23 protein-coding genes are annotated in these 24721 nt (G+C 47.4%); 19 read left to right on the top strand and 4 right to left on the bottom strand.

Annotated elements, in window-relative coordinates:
- Nucleotides 1-406: 406 nt before the first annotated feature.
- The 19 genes from purE to WGC32_RS00340 all read left to right on the top strand — a co-directional run bounded on the left by purE (nt 407) and on the right by WGC32_RS00340 (nt 22595).
- Nucleotides 407-907, top strand: a complete 501-nt coding sequence (gene purE, locus WGC32_RS00430) for a 5-(carboxyamino)imidazole ribonucleotide mutase (RefSeq protein ID WP_191481750.1) — start codon at nt 407-409, stop codon at nt 905-907.
- Nucleotides 908-955: 48 nt separating this feature from the next.
- Nucleotides 956-1666, top strand: a complete 711-nt coding sequence (purC, locus tag WGC32_RS00425) for a phosphoribosylaminoimidazolesuccinocarboxamide synthase (protein WP_191481751.1) — start codon at nt 956-958, stop codon at nt 1664-1666.
- A 16-nt stretch (nt 1667-1682) separates the two neighbouring features.
- Nucleotides 1683-3125 carry an amidophosphoribosyltransferase gene (gene purF / locus WGC32_RS00420; protein ID WP_462933604.1) on the top strand — a complete coding sequence of 481 codons (1443 nt, stop codon included), beginning with the start codon at nt 1683-1685 and terminating at the stop codon, nt 3123-3125.
- A gap of 27 nt (nt 3126-3152) precedes the next feature.
- Nucleotides 3153-4184, top strand: coding sequence for a phosphoribosylformylglycinamidine cyclo-ligase (gene purM, locus WGC32_RS00415; protein ID WP_191481753.1), 1032 nt, complete (start codon nt 3153-3155; stop codon nt 4182-4184).
- A 74-nt stretch (nt 4185-4258) separates the two neighbouring features.
- Nucleotides 4259-4885, top strand: coding sequence for a phosphoribosylglycinamide formyltransferase (gene purN / locus WGC32_RS00410; RefSeq protein ID WP_342680298.1), 627 nt, complete (start codon nt 4259-4261; stop codon nt 4883-4885).
- A complete protein-coding gene (gene purH / locus WGC32_RS00405; RefSeq protein WP_342680297.1) occupies nt 4882-6429 on the top strand; it encodes a bifunctional phosphoribosylaminoimidazolecarboxamide formyltransferase/IMP cyclohydrolase in 1548 nt (515 codons plus the stop codon). The genes purN and purH overlap by 4 nt, the downstream gene beginning before the upstream one ends.
- A 111-nt stretch (nt 6430-6540) precedes the next feature.
- The gene (gene purD, locus WGC32_RS00400; protein ID WP_342680487.1) at nt 6541-7809 is read left to right on the top strand and encodes a phosphoribosylamine--glycine ligase; all 1269 of its coding nucleotides are present in this window, start codon (nt 6541-6543) and stop codon (nt 7807-7809) included.
- Nucleotides 7810-7862: 53 nt separating this feature from the next.
- Complete coding sequence (locus tag WGC32_RS00395) at nt 7863-8360, top strand: flavodoxin family protein (RefSeq protein ID WP_342680296.1); 498 nt, start codon at nt 7863-7865, stop codon at nt 8358-8360.
- A complete protein-coding gene (locus WGC32_RS00390) occupies nt 8360-8833 on the top strand; it encodes a pyridoxamine 5'-phosphate oxidase family protein (RefSeq protein WP_191481757.1) in 474 nt (157 codons plus the stop codon). The genes WGC32_RS00395 and WGC32_RS00390 overlap by 1 nt, the downstream gene beginning before the upstream one ends.
- Nucleotides 8834-8955: 122 nt before the next feature.
- Nucleotides 8956-10560, top strand: a complete 1605-nt coding sequence (locus WGC32_RS00385; RefSeq protein ID WP_342680295.1) for a peptidoglycan D,D-transpeptidase FtsI family protein — start codon at nt 8956-8958, stop codon at nt 10558-10560.
- Between the two features lie 127 nt (nt 10561-10687).
- Nucleotides 10688-11563 (top strand): DegV family protein, encoded by an 876-nt coding sequence (locus WGC32_RS00380; protein ID WP_342680294.1) that lies wholly within the window; start codon nt 10688-10690, stop codon nt 11561-11563.
- A 227-nt stretch (nt 11564-11790) separates the two neighbouring features.
- On the top strand, nt 11791-13569 hold the full coding sequence (locus WGC32_RS00375) for an ABC-F family ATP-binding cassette domain-containing protein (protein ID WP_342680293.1): 1779 nt from the start codon (nt 11791-11793) through the stop codon (nt 13567-13569).
- A gap of 183 nt (nt 13570-13752) precedes the next feature.
- Nucleotides 13753-15012, top strand: coding sequence for a glycosyltransferase family 2 protein (locus tag WGC32_RS00370; RefSeq protein ID WP_342680292.1), 1260 nt, complete (start codon nt 13753-13755; stop codon nt 15010-15012).
- Nucleotides 15013-15195: 183 nt separating this feature from the next.
- A complete protein-coding gene (locus tag WGC32_RS00365) occupies nt 15196-16608 on the top strand; it encodes a DEAD/DEAH box helicase (protein ID WP_462933607.1) in 1413 nt (470 codons plus the stop codon).
- Nucleotides 16609-16629: 21 nt separating this feature from the next.
- Nucleotides 16630-18213, top strand: coding sequence for an ABC-F family ATP-binding cassette domain-containing protein (locus tag WGC32_RS00360; protein ID WP_342680290.1), 1584 nt, complete (start codon nt 16630-16632; stop codon nt 18211-18213).
- A gap of 126 nt (nt 18214-18339) precedes the next feature.
- Nucleotides 18340-19092 carry an alpha/beta fold hydrolase gene (locus WGC32_RS00355; RefSeq protein WP_191510224.1) on the top strand — a complete coding sequence of 251 codons (753 nt, stop codon included), beginning with the start codon at nt 18340-18342 and terminating at the stop codon, nt 19090-19092.
- A 69-nt stretch (nt 19093-19161) separates the two neighbouring features.
- Entirely contained in the window at nt 19162-19911 is a 750-nt protein-coding gene (locus WGC32_RS00350) for a YebC/PmpR family DNA-binding transcriptional regulator (RefSeq protein WP_191481764.1), read from the top strand.
- Nucleotides 19912-20213: 302 nt separating this feature from the next.
- Nucleotides 20214-21911, top strand: coding sequence for a PASTA domain-containing protein (locus WGC32_RS00345; protein WP_342680289.1), 1698 nt, complete (start codon nt 20214-20216; stop codon nt 21909-21911).
- 45 nt (nt 21912-21956) lie between these two features.
- Nucleotides 21957-22595 (top strand): GntR family transcriptional regulator, encoded by a 639-nt coding sequence (locus WGC32_RS00340; RefSeq protein WP_191481766.1) that lies wholly within the window; start codon nt 21957-21959, stop codon nt 22593-22595.
- Between the two features lie 89 nt (nt 22596-22684).
- Here WGC32_RS00340 and rpsR read toward each other — a convergent pair whose 3' ends face one another.
- The 4 genes from rpsR to galU form a co-directional block, all read right to left on the bottom strand.
- Entirely contained in the window at nt 22685-22927 is a 243-nt protein-coding gene (gene rpsR / locus WGC32_RS00335; protein WP_191481767.1) for a 30S ribosomal protein S18, read from the bottom strand.
- Between the two features lie 38 nt (nt 22928-22965).
- Nucleotides 22966-23412: a single-stranded DNA-binding protein gene (locus tag WGC32_RS00330; RefSeq protein WP_342680288.1), complete on the bottom strand. Its 447-nt coding sequence runs from the start codon at nt 23410-23412 to the stop codon at nt 22966-22968.
- Nucleotides 23413-23426: 14 nt separating this feature from the next.
- Nucleotides 23427-23720 carry a 30S ribosomal protein S6 gene (gene rpsF / locus WGC32_RS00325; protein WP_191481769.1) on the bottom strand — a complete coding sequence of 98 codons (294 nt, stop codon included), beginning with the start codon at nt 23718-23720 and terminating at the stop codon, nt 23427-23429.
- Between the two features lie 117 nt (nt 23721-23837).
- On the bottom strand, nt 23838-24707 hold the full coding sequence (galU, locus tag WGC32_RS00320; RefSeq protein WP_191481770.1) for a UTP--glucose-1-phosphate uridylyltransferase GalU: 870 nt from the start codon (nt 24705-24707) through the stop codon (nt 23838-23840).
- Nucleotides 24708-24721: the final 14 nt, after the last annotated feature.

The following is a 24721-nucleotide window of genomic DNA, read 5'->3' as shown; positions in this document are numbered from 1 at the left end:
AGTTCATTTATCGATCGATAGTGAATTAATTTTGCAGGAATAAAATAGAAAGCATGCAAAGATAAAGGCATTTGGACTGAAAAGTAAAGAATATGTAAAAATTGACCGATTGCTTCTGCTATCGGGGAAGAATTCCCATTCATTTTTGACAATTGCTTTTCCGGCTGTCATCGTTTATGATTAGAAGTATATTGAATATGAGCGGGGTATTGTGATGGTACTAACAGCAATTTTCAATAGAATATTTGCGAGTGGTGTGGGCAGGATGTATCAAATGGCGGAAATGCACCTGATTCCCTCGGGACCCCGTGTGCCAATGAGCGGAAAACTGTAATCATAAGGGCTACGTGCAACCTCTGCACGTAGCCTTTTTACGTGAAAATCAATGAAGTAAGGAGATTGTGTGATGGCAAAAAAAGTTGCACTTATTATGGGAAGTGACAGCGATTTCCCGGTTTTAAAAGGTTGCGTAACAAAGCTGAAAAGCTTTGGTGTAGAAGTGGAGGTCCATGTAATGAGCGCCCACCGCACGCCGGAGTTGGCCTGTTCCTTTGCAGCGAAGGCGCGGGATAATGGCTTTGGTGTTATCATCGCGGCGGCTGGCAAAGCAGCCCATCTGGCTGGAGTATTGGCGGCGCATACAACATTGCCGGTTATCGGGATACCGGTCAAGTCCTCTACCCTGGATGGATTGGACGCTCTTTTGGCTACAGTGCAGATGCCTTCTGGTATCCCAGTAGCTACTGTGGCTATTGACGGCGCGGAAAATGCTGCTATTTTGGCTCTGCAGATGTTAGGCATTGAGGACGAAAAGATTGCGGATCAGCTTTCTGCTATGAAAAAAGATATGGTGGAAAAGGTGATCGAGAAGGATAAAAAACTCCAGGCACAGCTTGGTGAGCTATGATTGAGAACCACAAAACAACGGTTAATAATTGAACGGGAGGATATCAAGATGAAAAAAATGGAACAGCTTTATGAGGGTAAGGCAAAAAAGGTATTCGCCACCGACGATCCCAATCTGGTAATTGTAGATTACAAGGACGATGCAACTGCGTTTAACGGCCAGAAAAAAGGAACTATCCACGACAAGGGGATTATCAACAACCGGGTAACCAATCATCTGATGAAGATGCTGGAAACCAAGGGGATTCCCACCCATTTTGTGGAGGAGATTTCTGACCGGGAAACCGTTGTCAAAAGGGTGAAAATCATCCCCTTGGAGGTCATTGTTCGTAATATTGCTGCCGGTTCCCTTTCCAAGCGGCTGGGAATCCCGGAGGGGAAAAAGTTGGCCAAGACTGTTCTGGAGTATAGCTACAAGGATGATGAGCTGGGCGACCCGATGATCAATGATTATCACGTGTTCGCCATGGAACTGGCCACTCCGGAGGAGCTGAAGCTTATCGCTGATTACTCCTTTAAGATCAATGAGATCCTTTCTGATTATCTGAAAGATCTCAACATTGAGCTGATTGACTTCAAGCTGGAATTCGGCAAGACCAATGACGGCACCATTGTACTGGCCGATGAAATTTCTCCTGATACCTGCCGTTTCTGGGATAGCGTTACCGGTGAGAAGCTGGATAAAGACCGTTTCCGCAGAGATTTGGGCAATGTGGAAGGAGCTTATCAGGAGATTATGAAACGCCTGTTGGGTGAATAATCTGAGAAACTAGAACATGGGAGGAACCTCTGTGCTTAATAAACTCAATGAAGAATGCGGTGTATTTGGCATCTATGATAGAGATGGTCACGATGTTGCGTCGTTGACGTATATCGCCCTGTATGCTTTGCAGCACCGTGGCCAGGAAAGCTGTGGAATTGCTGTCAATGATGACGGCGTCATCACTGCCCACAAAGACGTGGGTCTGGTGCCTGACGTCTTTAACAAAGATGTTCTTGCCAAGCTGGGACAGGGACAAATGGCCGTGGGACATGTCCGGTATTCCACCATGGGAACAGCGAGCCGCAGCAACGCGCAGCCACTTTACATTCGCCACATCAAAGGTCCTATGGTACTGGCCCATAATGGCAGCTTGGTCAACGCCAGACAGCTGCGGGAGGAATTGGAGCTGGGAGGCGCTATTTTCCATAGCACCAATGATAGTGAAGTCATCGCCTATATGATTACAAAAGAGCGGTTGACCTGCGGATCCATCGAAGAAGCCGTGGAGCGGGCGATGAAGCGCATCAAAGGCGCTTACAGTCTGGTCATTATGTCCCCGACCAAGTTGATCGCAGCCCGCGATCCCAATGGGTTCCGTCCGCTTTGTATCGGCAAACTGGATAATTCTACCATATTCGCTTCTGAAAGCTGTGCGTTGGATAGCCTGGGCGCCAAATTTATCCGGGATATTGAACCGGGTGAAATCGTGGTGGTGGATAAGGACGGAGAGCGCAGCATCAAGACCCACTGTGGCCATAAGTGCAATATGTGCGTATTTGAATATGTTTATATTGCCCGTCCTGATTCTGTCATCGAGGGAAGCAGTGTTCATGAAGCGCGGCAGCGGGCTGGATCTTACCTTGCCCTGCGTCATCCAGTGCAGGCGGATGTTGTTATCGGTGTGCCTGATTCGGGCTTGGATGCCGCCTTGGGATTTGCCAAGCAGTCCGGTATCCCCTATGGCGTAGGATTTATCAAGAACCGTTATGTGGGCAGAACCTTTATCCAACCCACCCAGACGCAGCGGGAGAACGCAGTGCGGATTAAACTGAATGCTTTGGAGGCCACCGTCCGGGGAAAACGGGTAGTGTTGGTGGATGATTCCATCGTCCGCGGTACTACCAGCGCGCGGATTGTCGATCTGCTGAAAGAAGCGGGCGCTACGGAAGTGCATATGCGGGTATCTTCCCCGCCGTTCCGTCATCCCTGTTATTTTGGTGTGGACGTGGACAGCCGTGACAAGCTCTTGGCATGTAAGATGGATGAAGAACAGATGGCCAAACATATTGGAGTTGACAGTTTAGGATTCCTGACGGTGGAAGACGTCCAGAAGATTGCCGGAATCCCCGACAGTGAATTCTGTGTGGGATGCTTTACCGGAAACTATCCCATCGAGGTTCCTTCGGAAATGCCCAAGGATAAATTTGAGACAAAGCTGAGTGAAAAGAAAAAATAAAAAGGCAAACAGGGGAGTTGGTCGATAATGAATAGCTACAGCGACAGCTATAAGGCGGCCGGTGTTGACGTAACAGCCGGATACAAAGCAGTAGAACTGATGAAGGAACATGTAGCCAAAACCATGACCTCTGGCGTACTTTCGGGCTTGGGAGGCTTTGGTGGACTTTTCGAGCTGGATCTTTCCGAGACAAAACACCCGGTGTTGGTAGCGGGAACTGATGGTGTTGGCACCAAGCTGAAAATCGCATTTTTGCTGGATAAACATGATACTGTAGGAATTGATTGCGTGGCCATGTGCGTCAACGACATTGTATGTTCTGGTGCTAAGCCACAGATTTTCCTTGACTATGTGGCTGTGGGCAAAAATGTGCCAGAACGGGTGGCACAGATTGTCTCTGGCGTGGCAGAGGGCTGCGTTCAGGCAGGATGCGCCCTGATCGGCGGAGAAACGGCGGAGATGCCGGGCTTCTATCCCGAAGATGAATACGACCTAGCAGGATTTGCGGTAGGTGTTGTAGACAAAGAAAAGATTTTGGATCAAAACACGATGGAAGAGGGGGATGTCATCGTCGCCCTAGCCTCCAGTGGTGTGCACTCCAACGGCTTTTCTTTGGTGCGCAAAGTATTCAACGTAGAGAAAAATGATCTTACCATGTACAGCGACGAGCTGGGCATGACCTTGGGAGAGGCGTTGCTGACTCCCACCAAAATCTATGTTAAGCCTGTGCTCAAGCTGATGGAATCTGTATCTGTCCGCGCTATCGCCCATATTACCGGCGGTGGGTTCTACGAGAATATTCCCCGTTGCCTAAAGCCGGGAATGATGGCGTCAATTGACAGTGCCAGCCTGCGCATCCTTCCCATCTTCAAGATGATCCAGACGGTGGGGCAGATTCCGATGCGCGACATGTATAACACCTTTAATATGGGTGTAGGCATGTGTGTCATCGTACCGAAAGATCAGGCTGACAAAGCAGTAGAAATCCTTACTTCCTGCGGAGAGACGGCTTATATTATTGGCCAGGTCAAAGCAGGCGAGGGAATTGAAATCAAATAGAGGAATTTTGGCCGCTTGACTATTCTTGGGAAGCGGCCATCTTCTCCAATAGAATGGGAAGGAAGAGACAGCGGATGCAGAAAATCGCCGTATTGGTCTCGGGGGGCGGAACCAATTTACAGGCTATCTTGGATGCGCAGGATTCTGGCATCATCCGAGATGGAAGAGTGGCGTTGGTTCTCTCTAGCAGCCCGAAGGCTTACGCGTTGGAGCGGGCGCGAAACCACGGGATTGAGACCGCAGTAGTTTCAAGAAAAGAATATCCTGACCCTGTGGACTACGGAAGAAAGGCAATCGAGATCCTGGACGCCCATGAAATTGATCTTGTGGTGTTGGCCGGATTTTTGTCGATCCTATCGAAAGAAGTGACTGACGCCTATCGGGATAGAATTATCAATGTTCATCCCGCCCTGATTCCCTCTTTTTGTGGGGATGGCTACTATGGCTTGCGGGTACATCAGGCGGCGCTGGATTATGGAGTCAAGGTGACGGGAGCAACCGTCCACTTTGTCAATGAGGTCACCGATGGGGGAAAGATCATTCTACAGAAGGCGGTAGAGGTCAAGGATGGAGATACACCGGAAACCTTGCAACGCCGGGTAATGGAAGAAGCGGAATGGGAACTGCTCCCCAAGGCAGTGCAAATGCTTTGCCAGCAGTTTGAACAGGGAAAAAATAAGGAGAAAGGATGTTTGCAATGAAGAAGAGAGCGATTCTCAGTGTTTCTGATAAGACTGGAATTGTAGAATTTGCCAAGGAGCTGGAAGCTCTGGGCTATGAAGTGGTTTCCACCGGCGGCACAGCAAAAGTGCTGCGGGAGAATGGGGTTCAGGTGACAGGTGTATCCGACATCACCGGTTTTCCCGAGTGCCTGGATGGCCGTGTAAAAACTCTGCATCCTATGGTGCATGCTGGCATTTTGGCCATGCGCTCCAATCCAGAGCATATGCGCCAGGTAGAAGAATTAGGGGTTACCCTCATTGACGTAGTCGCCATTAATCTCTATCCCTTCAAGCAGACAATCCTGAAACCGGGCGTACAGCTGGAAGAGGCCATTGAAAACATCGACATCGGCGGCCCCACCATGATCCGTGCAGCCGCAAAGAATTGGCAAGATGTGGCCGTTGTGGTAGATCCGGCGGATTACAAGACGGTAATCGATGGCCTTAAAGCTGGAGGCATCTCCAAAGAGACCAAGTTTGAGTTGGCATATAAGGTGTTTGAGCACACTGCCTCCTATGACGCCATGATCTGCAATTATCTGCGTGGCCAGCTGGGCAAGGATAACCTTCCCGATACCCTGACCATGACCTTTGAGAAGGTACAGCAGATGCGCTATGGCGAGAATCCTCATCAGAAGGCTGCTTTCTACAAAGAGATTGGCAACCGCGACAATGTGCTTTCCTCTGCCAAACAGCTCCATGGAAAAGAGCTTTCTTATAACAATATTAACGACGCTAACGGTGCTCTGGATGTCATCAAGGAGTTTGGCTATGATGTGCCCTGTGCAGTAGGGGTCAAGCATGCAAATCCCTGCGGTGTTGGCTTGGGCAGCACCATTCTGGAGGCTTATCAAAAGGCCTATGAGGCAGATCCGGTTTCCATTTTCGGCGGTATTGTCGCCCTCAACCGGGAGGTAGACGAGGCCACCGCTACAGAACTGGCGAAGATTTTCCTGGAGATCATCATTGCTCCCTCCTTCTCCAAAGAAGCCCTGGAAATCCTGACCAAGAAAAAGAATATCCGGCTTTTGGAGCTTGAGGGGCTTGCAAAACCCAATACTCCCGACATGATGGACATGAAGAAGGTCGCTGGCGGTCTTTTGGTTCAGGAAATCGATACCCAGCTGTATATTCCTGAGAACTTGAAGGTGGTTACCGACCGCGCTCCCACAGAAGAAGAGATGAAAGATCTGCTCTTCGGGTGGAGAGTTGTCAAACATACCAAGTCCAACGCCATTGTCTTGGCCAAAGGAGATCAGACTGTCGGTGTAGGACCGGGGCAGACCAACCGGATTACTGCTTTGGAACTGGCCATTAAATACGGCGGGGACAAGGTCAAGGGTTCTGTGATGGCGTCTGACGCCTTCTTCCCCTTCTCTGACTGTGTGGAAGCTGCTGAAAAGGCCGGTATTACCGCTATTATTCAGCCGGGTGGTTCCATCCGCGACCAGGAGAGCATTGACGCCTGCAACAAGGCGGGAATCGCCATGGTCTTTACAGGAATGCGCCATTTTAAACACTAAAATTTTCCTGGAGAATAAATTTTAATGGGCCGCTCTTCCAGAAAGGCGGCAAAAGTGGCAGAGGAAGCAGGCCAGCAGGCATTTTCCACTGCCGCAGAAATGGAGGTTGCGATGAAAGTTCTAATCGTGGGCTCAGGCGGTCGTGAGCATGCCATTGCGCTGAAACTGAAACAGTCTCCCAAGGTAACGGAGCTATACTGTTGTCCCTCCAATGCAGGGATCAATCAGATTGCCACCCCGGTGCCGGTAAAGGCCACCGATATTGACGGAGTTGTAAAATTTGCCAAGGCCAACCACATGGACATGGTGGTAGTGGCTCCCGATGATCCATTGGTGCTTGGCATGGTAGACGCCCTCAATCAGGAGGGAATTAAGACCTTTGGCCCTAGGGGTGAAGCGGCTCTCATTGAGGGCAGCAAGGTATTTTCTAAAAACCTGATGAAGAAGTATCATATTCCTACGGCGGCTTATGAGGTGTTTTACGACGCCAAAAGCGCCATTGATTATATCAAGGAGAGAAACGAGTTTCCCGTTGTCATCAAGGCCGATGGACTGGCTCTGGGCAAGGGCGTGATTATTGCCGAAGATCTGACCCAGGCTATGGATGGCGTCCATTCCATTATGGAGGACAAAATCTTCGGGGAATCGGGCAATCAGGTGGTAGTTGAGGAATATCTTACCGGACCAGAGGTGTCGGTTTTGGCATTTACCGATTCTAAGACAATGGTGCCGATGGTTTCTTCTATGGATCACAAGCGTATTGGGGACGGGGATACCGGCCCGAATACGGGAGGAATGGGGACCATTGCTCCCAATCCTTACTACACCCCTGAAATGGCCAAGCGGTGTATGGAGGAGATCTTCCTTCCCACCATGGCGGCAATGAACAAGGAGGGGCGGCCATTCAAGGGATGCCTCTACTTCGGCCTTATGCTGACCCCCAAGGGCCCCTATGTCATTGAATATAACTGCCGGTTTGGAGATCCAGAAACCCAGGTCGTTCTCCCCTTGCTGAAAACGGACCTGTACGAAATTTTTGACGCCATTTACGAGGAACGTCTCAGCGAAATCGATGTCCAGTGGGAAGACAAAGCCTCCGCTTGCGTCATCATGGCTTCTGGAGGCTACCCCAAAAAGTATGAGACCGGTAAAGAGATCTCTGGTTTGGAAGATGTGGCAGCCATGAAGGTTATTACGGTTTACCACGCCGGCACGGCGCTAAAGGACGGAAAAATCGTCACAGCCGGCGGTCGGGTGCTGGGTGTTACTGCGGTAGGGGATGACCTGAAACAGGCGCTTGCCAAGGCCTACGACGCGGTAGGGCACATCCACTTTGACGCTGCCCATTATCGTAAGGATATTGGTACTGTCAAGAGATAGGAAAAACGGATGGAACCGGAAGGTTCCATCCGTTTTTAAGAGGAGGAGCAACTATGAAACTATCTATACTCTATTATAGCAAAACAGGGAGAACCCGTGACACTGCCTTGGCAATCCAGCGGGGAGCTGAGAAAATCGAGGGAATGGAAGCAAAAGCCTTTCCATTGGATGAAATCGATGAAGATTTTTTGAAGGAAAGCAGGGCGGTAGTATTTGGAACACCAACCTATTTGGCCAACACCTGTTGGCAGATCAAAAAATGGTTTGATGAATCCTCAAAATACAAGCTGGAAGGAAAGCTGGGAGCCGCCTATGCTACAGCCGACTATGTCCAGGGCGGTGCCGATACAGCAATTATGAATATAGTGGGTCATATGCTGGTCAAAGGAATGATGGTTTATTCTGGCGGCTCTGCCCTGGGCCAGCCCTATCTGCATCTGGGCGCCGTCATTGTAAAGGATCGTATGGAAACCGGATTATCCCAGGCGGAGATCTTCGGGGAACGGATTGCAAAGAAGGCGGCGGATTTATTTGCAGAGGGAGTAGATTGATGAGAAGAAAAGAGCGGGAAGTGACGGATCTTACACGGATCCGTGAAATCTTAGAAGAATGCGAGGTATGCCATCTGGGCCTTGTGGAGGATGGAAAAGCCTATGTAGTTCCTCTTAATTTTGGCTATACCCTGGAAGATGGAAAGCTGTCTTTATATTTTCACAGCGCGGCTAGTGGAAGAAAGGTCGAGATCCTAAGAAAGAACCCCATGGTGGCTTTTTCGATTGACCGGTCATATCATTTGATTACAGGCCCTCGAGGCTGCGATTATAGCATGACCTATGCCAGTATTATGGGGGAAGGAAGGGTGCAGCTGATTGAAAAGAGGGAAGAAAAGCGGAAGATGCTTTTCAACCTGATGAAAAAATTTCATGGAGAGCACCTGCCTTTGGAAGAAAAACATATTGATGCTGTTTTGATGCTAAAACTGGAGGTGGATTCTTTTACCGCCAAACAGTATGTAACCCAGTGATGCATCAGATATCCCTAAAATAGCGGCGATGGCCGCTATTTTTTTGCACTTTTTTGAATAAAAATATTTTCCACAGGAAAGGGCAAAATAAATGTTAGGTTATTTTCAAAGGAGGATCTTTCATGTGGAAAAGAGTAGTGGGAATTCTCTCTGTCATGGTGCTGATCTTCAGTCTCATTTTCTTTCGTGTGTTTTCTCTTTCAGTGCAGGATACGCTGGCCATGGCGGCTGACAATCAGAGCTCCTACCGAATGGATGTAACCACAGCCCGGGGAATGTTCTACGACATCAACATGGAGCCTTTAGTCAACACGGCGGTAGATCATATTGCTGCGGTCATCCCGACGCCGGAGTCGATTACCGCTCTGACAAGCCTTCTCAGAGGGGAAAAGCGAGATTATGTCGTGGAAAAAAGTGAGGATTACAAGCCGTTTACGGTCAACCTAGGATCGTTGGATATCAACAACGAGAATATTACTTTATTTGACCAACCCAACCGCTATGGATCCGAACACTTATGTCAACATGTCATCGGTTATCTGGATGCTGAAGGCCACGGCGTAGACGGATTGGAACGAGTATTTGACGATGTTTTAAGCGAGAGCACCAAGAGAGTGTCTGTACGGTATCAGGTGAATGCGCTAGGGCAGGCATTGACAGGCGGTCAGCTAGAGGTCATTGAAGAAGGCAACAACCAAAAGGGAGTAGTTCTCACCATAGACAAGGATATCCAGCGCATTGCAGAGACAGCGGCCCGAAAGGGTATTGAAAAAGGCGCTGTGGTGGTGATGGATACAGCCACTGGGGAGATCAAAGCATTGGTCAGTGTTCCGGATTATGACCCGGAGGATGTGGGGGCCTCTCTCGACAATGAAAAAGGGCCGCTTATCAACCGAACCATGACCCCCTACAATGTTGGTTCAACCTTTAAGCTGCTGGTTTGTGCCGCAGCGCTTGAGCAGGGCATTTCTCCCGATACCACCTATGAATGCCAGGGGGCAATCGATATTCAGGGACAGATTTTCCACTGCCATGATCTGTCTGGACATGGCTACTCTGACATGAATCGGGCGGTGGAAGTTTCCTGTAATCCCTACTTTATCCAATTGGCGCTCCAGGTAGGATATGATGACATCGGTAAAATGGCCGATGCCATTGGTTTCGGCAAGGAGGATATCCTTTACACCGATTATGCATCAGCGGCTGGGCATATGACCACCAAAGAGGAGATACTCAATGACGCTACCCTAGCGAATCTGGGATTTGGCCAGGGTACCCTGATGGCTACGCCCATACAGATTGCAAAGCTCATCAGCACCATTGCCAACGGCGGCTATGCAGTGACGCCAAGCCTCATTAAAGGCATTACAGATGATCAGGGGGGGGAGTTGGTAGAGACCATTGACATTCTGGAGCCTACCCCGGTTATGAGCAAGAAAACAGCAGGGGTTGTACAAAATTTTATGATCAATGTAATAGACAGCGGAAGTGGGAAGAAGGCAAAGCCGAAGCATTGTGTGGCGGGAGGTAAAACGGCATCCGCCCAGACTGGGATGTTTAAAGATGGAGAAGAACTCATCCACGCTTGGTTTTCCGGATTTTGTGATGTGGGTGAACATCGATATGCTATTGTAGTGCTTTGTGAGGAAAAGGAATCTGGTGGGGATTATGCGGCGCCAGTCTTTAAAGAAATTGTGGATTCTATGGAAATAAACCAAAAAGGATAATCAATTTTGTTATCTTCGCTACAATTCCAGCCCATTTTCGAAAATAGACAATTTTGCTTGAATTTATGTGTAAAATATAGTATAATTTTAACATATTGACTATGTTTTATGAAACGAGGTGGGGATAATGCCAGATACAAAAGGGTATCTCATTACAACAGATAACAATGCGGATCTTCCAGACTGGTATATTGAAGAAAATCATTTAGGGGTTACCTATTTTACCTATGCGCTGGATGATATTTCGTACCGTGGTGATGATCCCACAATGGGTATTCACGATTTCTATGACAAAATGCGCAGCGGCTCTCTGGCGAAAACCCAACAGATTAATCCAGATCAGGCCATGGATTTCTTCCGCAAATATGTGAAAGAAGGTTATGACCTGGTGCATATTTGTTTCTCTTCCGGACTGAGCGGCACTTTTAACAACATGTGTATCGCCAGAGATGACCTTCTGGAAGAGTTCCCGGACCGCAGAATTGTGGTAGTGGATTCCCTCTGTGCCTCAATGGGCCAGGGGCTTCTGGTTCATAAGGCGCTTCAGCTGCAGAAGGAGGGAAAGAGCCTAGACGAAGTGGTCGCGTGGCTAGAGGAGAACAAGCTTCACCTGTGCCACAATTTTACGGTGGAAGATTTGAAATATCTCCATCGGGGCGGACGAATCTCCAAGACTACTGCAGTTGTGGGAACGGTGTTGGGAATTAAGCCGGTTTTGCATGTAGACAACGCGGGAAAGCTGGTCGCCGAAGGAAAAATTCGTGGCCGTAAGCAGTCTTTGATCGCTTTGGTTGACAACATGGAGAAGAAATTAGGCAATTATCAAAATGATGTGGTCTTTATTTCCCATGGCGACAGTGAGGAAGACGCCCTCTTTGTCAAAGAACTGGTGCAAAAAAGATTCGGCATCAATGAGTTTATCCTGGGGAATATTAGCCCCATCATCGGCGCTCATTCAGGGCCTGGGACGGTGGCACTTTTCTTTATGGGAGAAATCAGATAAAAAGAATGGATCAAAAGCGGCTGTTTTTGCAGCCGCTTCCTTTTGTTTTGATGAGGAAAAGAGAGCGCCTTTCAGATGGTATTCCCAAAGTGATTCTGTGTGCCCATTGGTGTCTGGCGGATACAGTATTTTATTGTGTCTAAAATCAAGGGATACCGCGACTTCAATTGACCACAATTTAGGGATGGGATATAATAACCACAGATAAAAAAGCGGGAGTAGAAACCATGACAATTCTCACAGCAGAACATATTGAAAAAAGTTATAGCGAAAGACCCCTTCTCCACGACGTTTCCTTTGGTGTAGAGGAAGGGGAGAAAATCGGCATCATTGGTGTCAACGGCACTGGTAAGTCTACCCTACTAAAGATAATTGCAGGGGTAGAGGAACCCGACCAGGGCTTTGTGACAAAAGCCGGAGGTATCCAGGTGGGGTATCTGCCGCAGAATCCGGAGTTTCCAGAAGGGACGACTGTTTTACAGCAGGTGAAAGCGGGAGCGGCGCTGACGCAGCAGGAATCCCAGGAATATGAATATAAGGCAATTTTAAAGAAGCTAGGCATCGATAATTTCGATGCGCCGATTAACACCCTGTCTGGCGGTCAAAAGAAGAGGGTGGCTATGGCTGCGGCGCTGGCCAGCCAGTCCCAATTGCTGATTTTAGACGAGCCTACCAACCATATTGATAGCAGTATGGTCCAATGGTTGGAAGATTATCTTGCCCGTTACAAGGGAGCCCTGCTTATGGTCACCCATGACAGGTATTTTCTCGATAGGGTGACGACCAGACTGCTGGAAATCGATAGGGGACAGCTCTACCAGTACGAGGGCAATTATGCCCGCTATCTGGAGCTGAAATCCCAGCGAGAAGAAATGGCACAGGCAACGGAGAGAAAAAGACAGAGCCTGTTAAAAAAGGAACTTGCGTGGATACAGCGGGGGGCAAGGGCTCGTGGAACCAAGGCCCAATTCCGGGTGGACCGATTTCATGAACTGAGCCAGCAACAGGTGGATTTGGAGAGGCAGACGATGGAGATGTCATCGGTCAGCAGCCGTCTAGGAAAAAAGATCATTGAGATTTCCGGTATCACCAAGACGATGGGAGGGAGGACTCTCTTCCAAGATTTTTCCTATCAGCTTCTACGGGACGACCGTATCGGCGTCATCGGACCCAATGGGTGTGGAAAATCCACACTGCTCAAGGTGATGGTGGGCCTATTACAGCCGGATAGCGGCCGGGTGGAGATCGGAGAAACGGTCAAGATCGGATATTTCTCGCAGGAATGTGAGGAGATGGATCTTTCCCTGCGGGCCATCGATTATATCCGCCAGCTTGGAGAGCGGGTGAAGACGGTGGAAGGGGATCTTTCCGCCAGCCAGATGATGGAGCGCTTTTTATTTGACTCCACATTGCAGTACACAACAATCGGGCGCCTTTCCGGTGGTGAAAGGAGAAGACTATATCTTTTGGGAATCCTGATTACAGCGCCCAATGTTTTGCTGTTGGATGAACCGACCAATGACCTGGATATCCAGACGCTCTCTATACTAGAAGATTATCTGGAAGAATTTCAGGGAGCGGTACTCACTGTATCTCATGACCGATATTTCTTGGATAAGGTGTGCGATCATATTTTCGCCTTTGAAGATGGGAAAATTCAGAGATACTTAGGGGGCTATACCGATTACCAGCAGACGCACCAGGAGGTCTTGAAAACCCGGGAAAAGCCCGCGGACAGAGAACCGGGTACAGGGAAAAAGGTCAAGACAGAAAAGCTGAAATTCACCTATAAGGAGCAAAAGGAATACGAAACCATCGATGGGGAGATTGCGGCGTTAGAACAGCAGATCTCTGAAGTGGAGCAGGCGCTGGGAAAGCAGACCAGTGATTTTACCCGGCTACAGGAGCTTTTAGAGCAAAGGGAGAAACTTAGTCAAACACTATCGGAAAAAATGGAGCGATGGGTCTATCTGCAGGAGCTGGCGGAGAAGATTTCAGCCCAGTAGAAGGCAAGACGGGATTGATAGAGAAAAAATAGAATATGAAATTCATGTAAAATTAAGACTTCCTTAAGATAAAGTAAGAGAAACTTCATTGTTTTTATCGAAATGATGTCCTATGATGAAAAATAAGGAAACCAAAAGAACCCTCCATAGAAAACTGATGAGGGTGGAGAGGGGACATCTGAAATGCTTGCAGTTATCCGTGGTGTCAACCTGGCACTTTGTATTTTTTTCACTGTTTGTTACTCGTATCAAATCTTATATGCTATTTTGGGTATTTTTCTTCAACCCAAGAAATATCAGGCAAAGAAGGATCATCGTTTTGCCGTGGTGATTCCAGCCCGCAATGAGCGTTCGGTTATACCTGCGTTGATTGCCAGCATCAAGAAACAAAATTATCCTCAAAAGCTGATTGATATCTTTGTCATTGCAGATAACTGTACCGATGACACGGCGCAGGTGGCCCGTCAGTCCGGGGCAAAGGTCTATGAGCGGTTTAACCGCCAGTTGGTAGGTAAGGGCTATGCTCTGGACTACCTTTTTCACCGAATGAAAGATGACGGGCTTTGTGATCAATATGAGGGATTTTTCATCTTTGATGCAGACAATCTTCTGGATGAAAACTATATCCGGGAGATGAACAAGGTATTTGACAATGGATATAAAGTGATTACCAGCTATCGCAACTCCAAAAACTATGACTCTAACTGGATTTCCGCCGGATATTCCCTATGGTTTTTGCGGGAGGCAAAATACCTAAACCATGTGCGGATGCGTCTGCATACCAGTTGCGCAATTTCGGGTACAGGCTTTCTTGTACACCGTGAGATTATCGAAAGAAACAATGGCTGGAAGCACTACCTGCTCACCGAAGATATTGAGTTTACAGTGGACAGTGTGCTGCATGGAGAGAAAATCGGATATTGTGCCAATGCCAAGCTGTTTGACGAGCAGCCCATCTCTTTTCGCCAGTCCTGGAACCAACGGCTGCGTTGGACCAAAGGCAACTACCAGGTCTTTGGCCGGTATGGAAGGAAGCTAGCGGTGGGAGCTTTGGCGAAGAGAAGCTTTTCCTGCTATGATATGATGATGAATGTCTCTCCTGCTATGTTTGTCACCTTTGCCAGTATCCTGTTTAACGGCATTTTCTGTATGGTCGGTATCTTTAATATCAATGTTACCCCCCAAATCATTCCAGCTACCCTGATTTCTATCCTGGGTTCCTGCCTGAACCTTTATCTGATTGCCTTTCTTATGGGAACATTGACCACGCTTACCGAGTGGAAAGAAATTCATGCTCACCCAATAATGAAAATCCTATATCTTTTTACCTTCCCAATTTTCATGATGACCTACATCCCCATTGCGGTTTGTGCCCTGTTTCAAAAGATTACTTGGAAACCCATCGAGCATACAGTTGTTAAGTCCATCGAGGATTTTCAGTAAGATAATATCCGGCGAACACCCGCTTCATGTTAGGCGGGTGTTTTTTATTTCTACAGGAATTATATCCAAATAGAAGATTTGTTTTTTGTGTAAAATGTGGTATACTTAATATATTCTTTGATAAGTTAGCATCCATATATAGATGTGGAATATTTGGTATGAGAAAGATAGGTAACCATATTGATTAGTTTTGAACAATTGCATTTACTTCCTCCGCTGTTGCGGGCGATCAAGGAGGAGGGCTATCAAATCCCCACGCCAATTCAGTCTCAGGCAATCCCTAGTGCCCTGGAAGGGCGGGATATTCTAGGCTGCGCGCAGACCGGGACCGGGAAGACGGCGGCGTTCGCTCTACCTATTTTGCAGAGATTGGAGCATTACCAAAGGGATGGGGGAAAGCGGCCGATTCGAGGGTTGATTTTGACGCCGACCAGGGAATTGGCTTTGCAGATTGAGGAGAGTTTTGGCGCCTATGGCCGGCATATGAACCTGCGTCATGCTGTAGTATTTGGAGGAGTATCCCAGGCGCCGCAGGTGGAAGCGCTGCGCAGGGGCGTAGATATTCTGGCAGCCACGCCTGGACGTCTGTGGGACCTCATGAACCAAGGGCATATCAGGTTAGATAGGGTGGAGATTTTCGTACTGGATGAAGCTGACCGCATGTTGGATATGGGATTTGTCAACGATGTCAAGCGGATTGTGGCAAAACTTCCCCAGAAGAAGCAGACCCTGTTCTTCTCGGCGACTATGCCGCCAGAGATTATGGAACTGGTCGATTCTTTACTCAGGGATCCGATGAAGGTCGAAGTGACGCCTCAATCTTCTACAGTGGATCTGATTGACCAGTCAGTTTACTTTGTGGATAAGAAGAACAAACGCCGACTATTGATTCACCTGTTGCAAAGACCTGAAGTGACCTCTGCGCTGGTATTTACCAGGACCAAACATGGTGCCGACCGGGTTACCAGGGAATTGGGCAGAGCGAATATCAAGGCTCAGGCCATCCACGGCGATAAGTCTCAGAATGCCAGACAGCGGGCTCTGCAGAACTTTAAAAGCGGCCGCATTCAAGTATTGGTTGCTACCGATATTGCCGCGCGCGGCATCGACGTAGAAGAGATTTCCCATGTTTTTAACTATGACCTGCCCAATATTCCGGAGACTTATGTCCATAGGATCGGCCGGACCGGCCGGGCAGGGACGCGGGGAACGGCTATCTCCTTTTGTGATGGGGATGAAAAGGCTTATCTTGCGGACATTGAAAAGATCATTGGTAAGCAGGTGCCAGTAGCAGAAGAGCATCCCTATCCTATGCAGATTTTGGGAGCGCCTCAGCACCAGCAGGTAGAAAAGAAAGAGCCACGGGGAAAAGAAAGTTCATCACATAAAAGGAGACCTTCTGAAAATAGAAATCATACCAAGCAAAAGAAGGCTGCCCTACCACAGGAAGCAAAGAAGCCGGGAAGCTCTGGGCAGAAATCACAGCATCCCCACCGCAGTAAGCAAAGAGAACGGCGGAACAATCGAATTCCGAAGAATTTCGCTGCGGGCATCACCACCCGCCCCAATCCTTGGGGCGATATTTTTTCAAAATAATACAAGCAAAGGATGGTTCGATTGATCACAGTAACCGACGTCGGCTTGCAATACGGCGGACAAAAGCTTTTTGACCATGTTAACCTAAAATTTACTCCAGGTAACTGCTATGGTGTTATCGGCGCCAACGGAGCAGGCAAGTCCACCTTTTTGAAGATCCTCTCAGGAGAGATTGAACCCAACAGCGGCAGTGTGGAAATCCCGGAAAACACCCGTATGTCAGTGCTCAAACAGGATCACTTTCAGTATGACAGCTTTCCGGTGATGGATACCGTCATCATGGGAAATCCCCGGCTCTATGAAATCATGAAAGAAAAAGAAGCCCTTTACATGAAGGAGGATTTTACAGAAGAGGACGGGGAAAAGGCTTCTGAGTTGGAAGGGGAATTCGCAGAAATGGGGGGCTGGGAAGCGGAAACGGAAGCCGCTCAGATCCTCCAGGGGCTGGGAATTTCCTCCGAAGAGCATACAGCCATGATGTCAAGCCTAAAAGATAGCCAAAAAGTTAAGGTGTTATTAGCCCAGGCGCTGTTTGGCCATCCAGAGATTATCCTGTTGGACGAGCCTACCAACCATTTAGACGTCAAATCCGTTAACTGGCTGGAGGATTTTTTGCTGGACTTTGTAGGTACAGTCATTGTAGTGTCCCATGACCGGCATTTTCTCAATACGGTATGTACACACATTGTGGATGTGGATTATAACAAAATCAAAATGTATGTGGGCAACTATGATTTCTGGTATGAATCCAGCCGTCTGATTCAACAGATGATGCGGGATCAAAATAAGAAAAACGAGGAAAAAATTAAGGAACTACAGACCTTTATCCAGTGCTTTTCCGCCAACAAATCCAAATCAAGGCAGGCGACTTCCCGCAAAAAACTGTTGGATAAGCTGACGGTAGAGGAGTTGCCGGCTTCTTCCCGCCGGTACCCTTGGGTTTCCTTTCAGCCGGAGCGGGAGCTGGGAAAAGAGATCCTGGAGGTCAATGACCTTTCAAAAACCATTGACGGCGTCCAGGTATTAAACCGGGTTTCCTTCCGGCTTAACCGTACTGATAAGGTGGCTTTTATCGGGGATGAACAGGCGGCTACCGCTTTGTTTAAAATCCTAACTGAAGAGATACAACCAGATGCAGGAAGCTTTAAGTGGGGGATCAGTACGTCCCAGTCCTATTTCCCCAAGGATAATTCCGTCTTTTTTAATGACTGCGATCTCAATCTCATTGACTGGATGCGCCAATATTCCTCTGACGAACATGAAAGCTATGTCCGTGGATTTTTGGGCAGGATGCTTTTTTCAGGGGATGAGCCGCTTAAGCCCGCAAAGGTATTGTCGGGCGGGGAAAAGGTGCGTTGCATGCTGTCCCGTATGATGCTGTCCGGCGCTAATGTGTTGATTTTTGATCAGCCTACCAACCATCTGGATCTGGAATCCATTACGGCGCTGAACAATGGGATGATGGATTTTCCTGGAGTGATCTTATTTGCCTCCCACGATCACCAGTTGATCCAGACAATCGCCAATCGAATTATTGAATTTACCCCCGACGGTATTATTGACCGTATGTCCACTTATGACGAATATCTGGAATATCGGGGCTGAGTTTTGAGATGAAAAACCGCATTTATTGCGGTTTTTTTACTTTTTCCTCCCTCGTGTTGACTTTTTTCTAACTTCATATTATGCTAATAAAAGCGACATAAATGATATATATATGGGGAGAATATCATGCTTTTCAAAGAGTTCGAGAATCCAGAAAAACCGGTTGTAGTATTGTTGCATGGCGGTGGATTATCCACCTGGGAATGGCAGCCCCATATTGAGGTGTTACAAAAGGATTTTGCCGTAGTGGCAGTTACAATTGACGGCCACGGGGAGGATGCGGAACACCCTTTTATTTCTATTGAAGATAGTGCGGATAAGCTGATTTCCTATATTGATGATAAATATCATGGGCAAGTGTTTGGAATCTGTGGATTTTGCTTGGGCGGACAGATCGCTGTTCAGGCATTGTCCCTTCGTCCGGATTTGGCTCGATGTGTAGTGTTGGAAAGCGTCAACATTGCAAGCAGTGAAAAAAGAGCTGCTAGGAGCATTAAAATGATGCACACATGCTATCCTCTGCTGCAGCAGCGTTGGTTTGCAAAGCTCCAGTCCGGGCAATATCAGGTGGCAAAGGAAAATGCCGATGACTTTTACAACAATGTCAATGGAATGCTAGTAGAAAGCTTGGAAAATGTTTATCGGTCCAGCCTGACCTTTGCACTGCCACCTCAATATAAAAACAACACGGCGAAGGCCCTCGTTTTATGTGGGACCAAAGAAAAGTCTTCCATGCAGGAATCGGCACGGCTGCTCTCCAGCGCTAAGGTGGACAGCATGCTGAAAATGATTGAAAAGGCCCGTCATGGCTTTAGTATGAAGTCTCCGGAAGAGTATTTAGAGATTGTATCCCGCTTTTTCCGGACAGTTAGATCATAAAAACATTGAAAAGGCTCACCGGATATGATAAAATATTTTGTAATGCTTTTTTGAAAGGACGAGAGGCGGATGTCAGGACATTCCAAGTGGAGTAATATCAAAAGGAAAAAAGAAAAAACCGACAGCCAGCGTGCCAAGATCTTCACCAAGATCGGCAGAGAGATCAGTGTGGCGGTCAAAGAGGCGGGACCTGACCCCGATAGCAATGGAAAATTGAGGGATTTGATTGCCAAGGCTAAATCTAATAATGTTCCCAACGACAACATTGAACGTATCATTAAAAAAGCTGCTGGCGGCGGCGAAAAGAATGATTATATTAATATTACTTATGAGGGTTATGGCCCCAGCGGCGTGGCTGTCATTGTAGAGGCTTTGACCGATAACCGCAATCGTACGGCAGGAGATCTTCGCCACTACTTTGACAAGTTTGGCGGCAATCTGGGCCAGACCGGCTGTGTCTCCTTTATGTTTTCTCAAAAAGGTGTCATCGTGATTGATAATGAAGACAACCAGCTGGACGAAGAAAAGGTCATGGAGGACTGCTTTGATGCAGGCGCTGTAGATTTTAGCTTTGAAGAGGATACGGTTGAAATTTTTGCCGATCCCAATGAATTGCGGAATGTGAGAGAGGCACTTGAGAAAAAAGGCTACTCCTTCCTCTCTGCTGAAGTTGAGATGATCCCCTCCACCTATACGAGGATTGATGATCCTGATCAAATGACAAAGATGCAGCGATTGCTGGAACATCTCGATGATAACGACGATGTGCAGAATGTTTGGCACAACTGGGAAAATGAAGACGAGATGGCAGAAGAATAAAATCAGAGAAAAAGCCGGAACGGTTATGCCGTTCCGGCTTTTTGTAACTATACTGTAAATCGAAGGACTAAAAGATCAACAAACTTTGACGGAGATGTGAAAAAACGGTAGATTATCAGCTTCATAACTTGCATGAATTGAAAAAACAAGGTATGATATAACTAGATAGATGTGCAATTACCCAATTTTTTTATTGGATGAATAAAAATAAAAGATAAAATACACTAGAAATTGAAGTGCAATTGTTATAGCCGGCAAAAGCCGGAGTTGCCGCGATGAAAGTAATCGGGAGTGATAGAGGAATGAACAACAACCAACTGACCCTTTGTCCTAACTGCCAGAATATTTTAGACGAGACTGGGCACTGTAGTGAATGCGGATACACTTCTAATGAGCGACTTTCCCCCTTGGTGAGTGGATTTCTACTCAAGGATCGTTACATTATTCAGGAGGTAAGAGACAGCAACCCAGAAGGTTTTACATATGTAGGACATGATAATGATACAGACACAACGGTCATCATTCGGGAATATTTGCCTGCAAATCTCTGTAAAAGAAATCTGGACGACGGAATTGTAGTAGTGACACAAGGTAAAGATGCGCAATATAAAGCTCTTATGATGGATTTTATCGATCTAAATAAGGGCCTTAAAAAACTCAATGGCATGGAATGTATTGTGCCCATGCTAGATTTATTTGGTCAAAACAATACGGCATACGCGGTTTACCAGCAGATAAAGACGATTACTTTAGATGAATTGGTGACCCGGGCCGGGGGAAAAATTAAATGGGAGCAAATCAGCCAGCAGATCATAATCTTGCTCAATACCCTTTCGGCGGTCCATGAACTGGGCATCATCCATCGGGGATTCTCGCCAGAAAATATCCTGATTGACCCATCAGGGAACCTTTGGATCCGTTCTTTCTGTACAGCATCGGCAAGAACAGAGGGCAGCGAACTGGGAGCCCAGCTTTATAAGGGCTATAGCGCTCCGGAGCAGTATTCCCTCAATGGGTGGCAAGGAACCTGGACGGACATCTATGCCATTGCTGCGGTAATCTACCGGTCTATTACGGGGATTATCCCTCCACCTTCCACTGATTATGAAAAAATGCAACGGCTTCCCTCCGCTATGGACGTGGATTTTGACATACCTTCCCATGTATCCGACGCTTTGGCGGAAGCAATGGTAGCTGATACCGATCGGCGAATTCAGACTGTGGAAGGGTTTGTGGCTAAATTAACAGGCAAGGTGGGAATATCCGATACCTGTGTGTATGATACCAAAACCTATGTGAAACCAGAAACAAAGGAAACACAAATTTCTGAGAAAAAACAAATTAAAAAGCGTAATCACAAATATACGCTTATTACAGCGTTGGTGACAGGTGTCATTCTCCTCGCCATTGCCGGTACAGTATTTTGGCAGATTTTTCAGGCTAGAAGAAATCCGGGGTCGGACACTAGCACATCTCAGAGTTCAGACGGCACATCTGCCTCAGGGGAAAATGAGCCATTGACGGTGCCCAATTTGGTCGGTTCCTTTATCGAGACTGTGAAGTTAAATAAGAATGTGACGGATTATTTTAACCTTGATATTAAGGAAGCCTATAGTGAGGATTTTCCGGAGGGCGTTATTTTTGCCCAGGATCCTGATGAAGGGGAGACGGTTCTGGGTCAACGTGGTACTATTACGGTAACAGTGAGCAAAGGTTCTGAAATGGTCAAGATGCCCAATATTGTCGGTTATACTCAGGAACTTGCAGAGCGCACCTTGACAGATTTGGGAATTAAATATGAGATTGTACCGGTCTACGACGACACGCTGGAAGATGGCAAAGTAGCCCGCACCGATAAAGAAGTCGGGGAAGAAATCAGCAAAGACACGGACACTGTCATGATATTTATCAAAGCGGAAGGGTACGAGTCCCCCTCTGGGTCGGAAGGTGAATCCGCCTCCAGTAATCCGTATACAAAGCCATGGTGGAAGGTTGACTAAGATTTTCATTGTGTGAAACAAATAAAAGTCTGGAGTGTTATAAGCTTGGGAAGTATCAAAAAAATTGTTGCGCCTGCTTACCAGAGAATTGCCGTGGATATTGCAAATAGCATTGCGGATGGAAAATACACAGTAGGGCAGCGTATTTCGGGTAGAACGACCTTGGCAAGCCATTACGGCGTATCCCCGGAGACGATACGGAAAGCAGTGTGTATTCTGCAGGATGTTGGAGTTCTCAGCGTTACACAAGGAAGCGGCATTGAGATCCTTTCCTTGGAAAATACCATTGAATTTATTGAGCAATACCAGAAGATACAGACTATTCGGGATATCCGGAGAAGCATTTACCAGTGGTCGAAAAACCAGAAAACTCAGCAGGAGGAATTGCTGGATAATGTCGAGCAATTGTTAAGCCTTACAGAACGATATGATGAGGTTAATCCCTTTACCCCTTTTCGATTTCATATTACCCAGGGGATGCAAAATGTAGGAAAGACCAGTTCTGACCTGATGTTCTGGCAGAATACGGGTGCCACCATTATTGCAATTAAGCGCGGGGTGGACATTATCTTGTCGCCGGGTCCCTATGCGGTTTTTCACCTGAACGACATTATCTATTTTATTGGGGAAAAAGAATGTTATGAACGGGTAAAAAAATTGTTTATGCCTGAAAAGGATGGATAAAAAGATGCCTGGTCAAGAAAGGCCAGGCATCTTTTTTTGTTTGCGCGGAAAAGTAAAAAGGCCTGTGTGTAGTACACAGGCCTTTTTTATTAGTCGCTGATGTAGGGGAGCAGTGCAAGATGACGTGCACGTTTGATAGCAACGGTCAGCTGACGCTGATGGCGTGCACAGGTACCGGTGACTCTGCGAGGAACAATTTTCGCTCTCTCAGACAGATATCTTCTCAGCTTCGGCACATCTTTATAATCGATTTGTTCAACTTTGTTGACACAGAATTCGCAAACTTTTTTGCGGCCTTTTCTGCCACGATTTGGTCTGTCAGTTCTTTCCACGGTACATAACCTCCTTTAAGAATAGGATTTACACAAAATTAGAACGGAAGATCATCGCCGAGATCAATCTCTTCGAAATCATCCATGTTGCCGCTCTCAAAAGAAACGGGAGCACCAGTCTGAGACTGTACAGGCTCGCCCGAAGCGGCTGGAGAGGCACCAGATGCATTTTTGCCTTCTACAAAGCTGACATTGTCGGCAAGAACTTCAAAGCGACGGCGCTTATTGCCATCTTTGTCAGTGTAATTAGAAACCTGAATTCTGCCGTCAATGGCGATGGCATTACCTTTGTGGAAATAGCGGCAGACAAACTCTGCAGTACTCCTCCAGGCGACGATATCGATAAAATCCGTTTGACGCTCCGCATTCTTGCTGTAAGGACGATTCACAGCGACAGTGAAGGATGTTACAGCAATATTATTAGGAGTGTGGCGAAGTTCAGGATCCGCGGTGATTCTTCCAACAAGGATCGCTTTATTCAGCATAGTTGATGCACCCCTTATTTGTCCTCTTTGCTGACAATCAGTGTACGAAGTACGCCGTCAGTAATTTTGTAGATACGGTCCAGCTCAGCGGGGAACTGAGAGTCTGCGGTGAAATTGATCAGATAATAATATCCCTCAGTTTCATCATTGATCTCATAAGCGAGTCTGCGCTTGCCCCACTCCTCTACGGAGTCGATTGTACCGTGCTCCGCAATCAGATTGGAGAACTTGTCTACCAAAGCTTTGACGCCTTCTTCACCCAATTTTGTGTTCAGTACCATGACGGTTTCGTATTTGGCATTTGCCATCTCTAAAACACCTCCTTTTGGACTTGTGGCCATGTCACAAAGACAGAGCAAGGATATACCGTTTTATTGACGGTAACATTAAAATTATACCATGAAACAAATCTTTGTCAAGAAATGTCACAGATTTTTTGCAATGTTTTTCAGATATTCCCGGAAGTCGTCTCCTACCTCTTTGTGAGTCAGACCTACTTCCACAGTGGCCTGGAGAATGCCCAGCTTGCTGCCCATGTCATATCGTGTGCCAGTATAGGCAACACCAATCATGCTCTCCCGGTTAGCTAGCACCCGCATAGCATCGGTCAGCTGTATTTCGTTGCCGGCACCGGGCTTAGTATTTTCCAGGATGTCAAAGATAGAGGGAGGAAGGATACACCGGCCCAGAATGGCAAAATTGGACATAATCTGATCGGGTTTGGGCTTTTCAATCATATCTGTTACCTTGTAATAATTGTCGTGAAGAGGGGAGGTATCCAGGGTGCAATATTTATGGAGAAGCTCGGTAGCAACCTCTTTGATACCGACGATACCCATGCCGTATTCCTCATAGGCCCGGCATAGCTGCCCACAGGCGGGATCCTCACCAATGATGACATCGTCCCCATAGAGCACGGCAAAGGGCTCATCCCCTACAAAGGATTTCGCACAGTAAACGGCATGGCCCAATCCCTTGGTTTCCTTCTGGCGCAGATAACGGATTTCAGCCATGTTGGCAATGTCGATCATCTGCTGACAGACTTCGGTGCGCCCGGCATTGAGCAGTTTTTGCTCCAACTCGGGAGAACGATCAAAATGATCCTCCATTGTAGATTTGCCACGGCTTGTGATGATCAGAATTTCCTCGATTCCGGATTTGACGGCTTCCTCCACGATGTACTGGATCGCCGGCTTGTCCACAATGGGAAGCATTTCCTTAGGGATGGATTTGGTGGCGGGCAGTACCCGTGTGCCAAGACCTGCCGCCGGAATGACAGCCTTTCTTACCTTCATAAAAACCTCCTGAA

Origin of the sequence: Zongyangia acetica (assembly GCF_038739695.1) — a bacterium.
Taxonomy (GTDB): domain Bacteria; phylum Bacillota; class Clostridia; order Oscillospirales; family Ruminococcaceae; genus Zongyangia; species Zongyangia gallinarum.
This window is presented reverse-complemented; position numbering and strand designations above follow the sequence as displayed.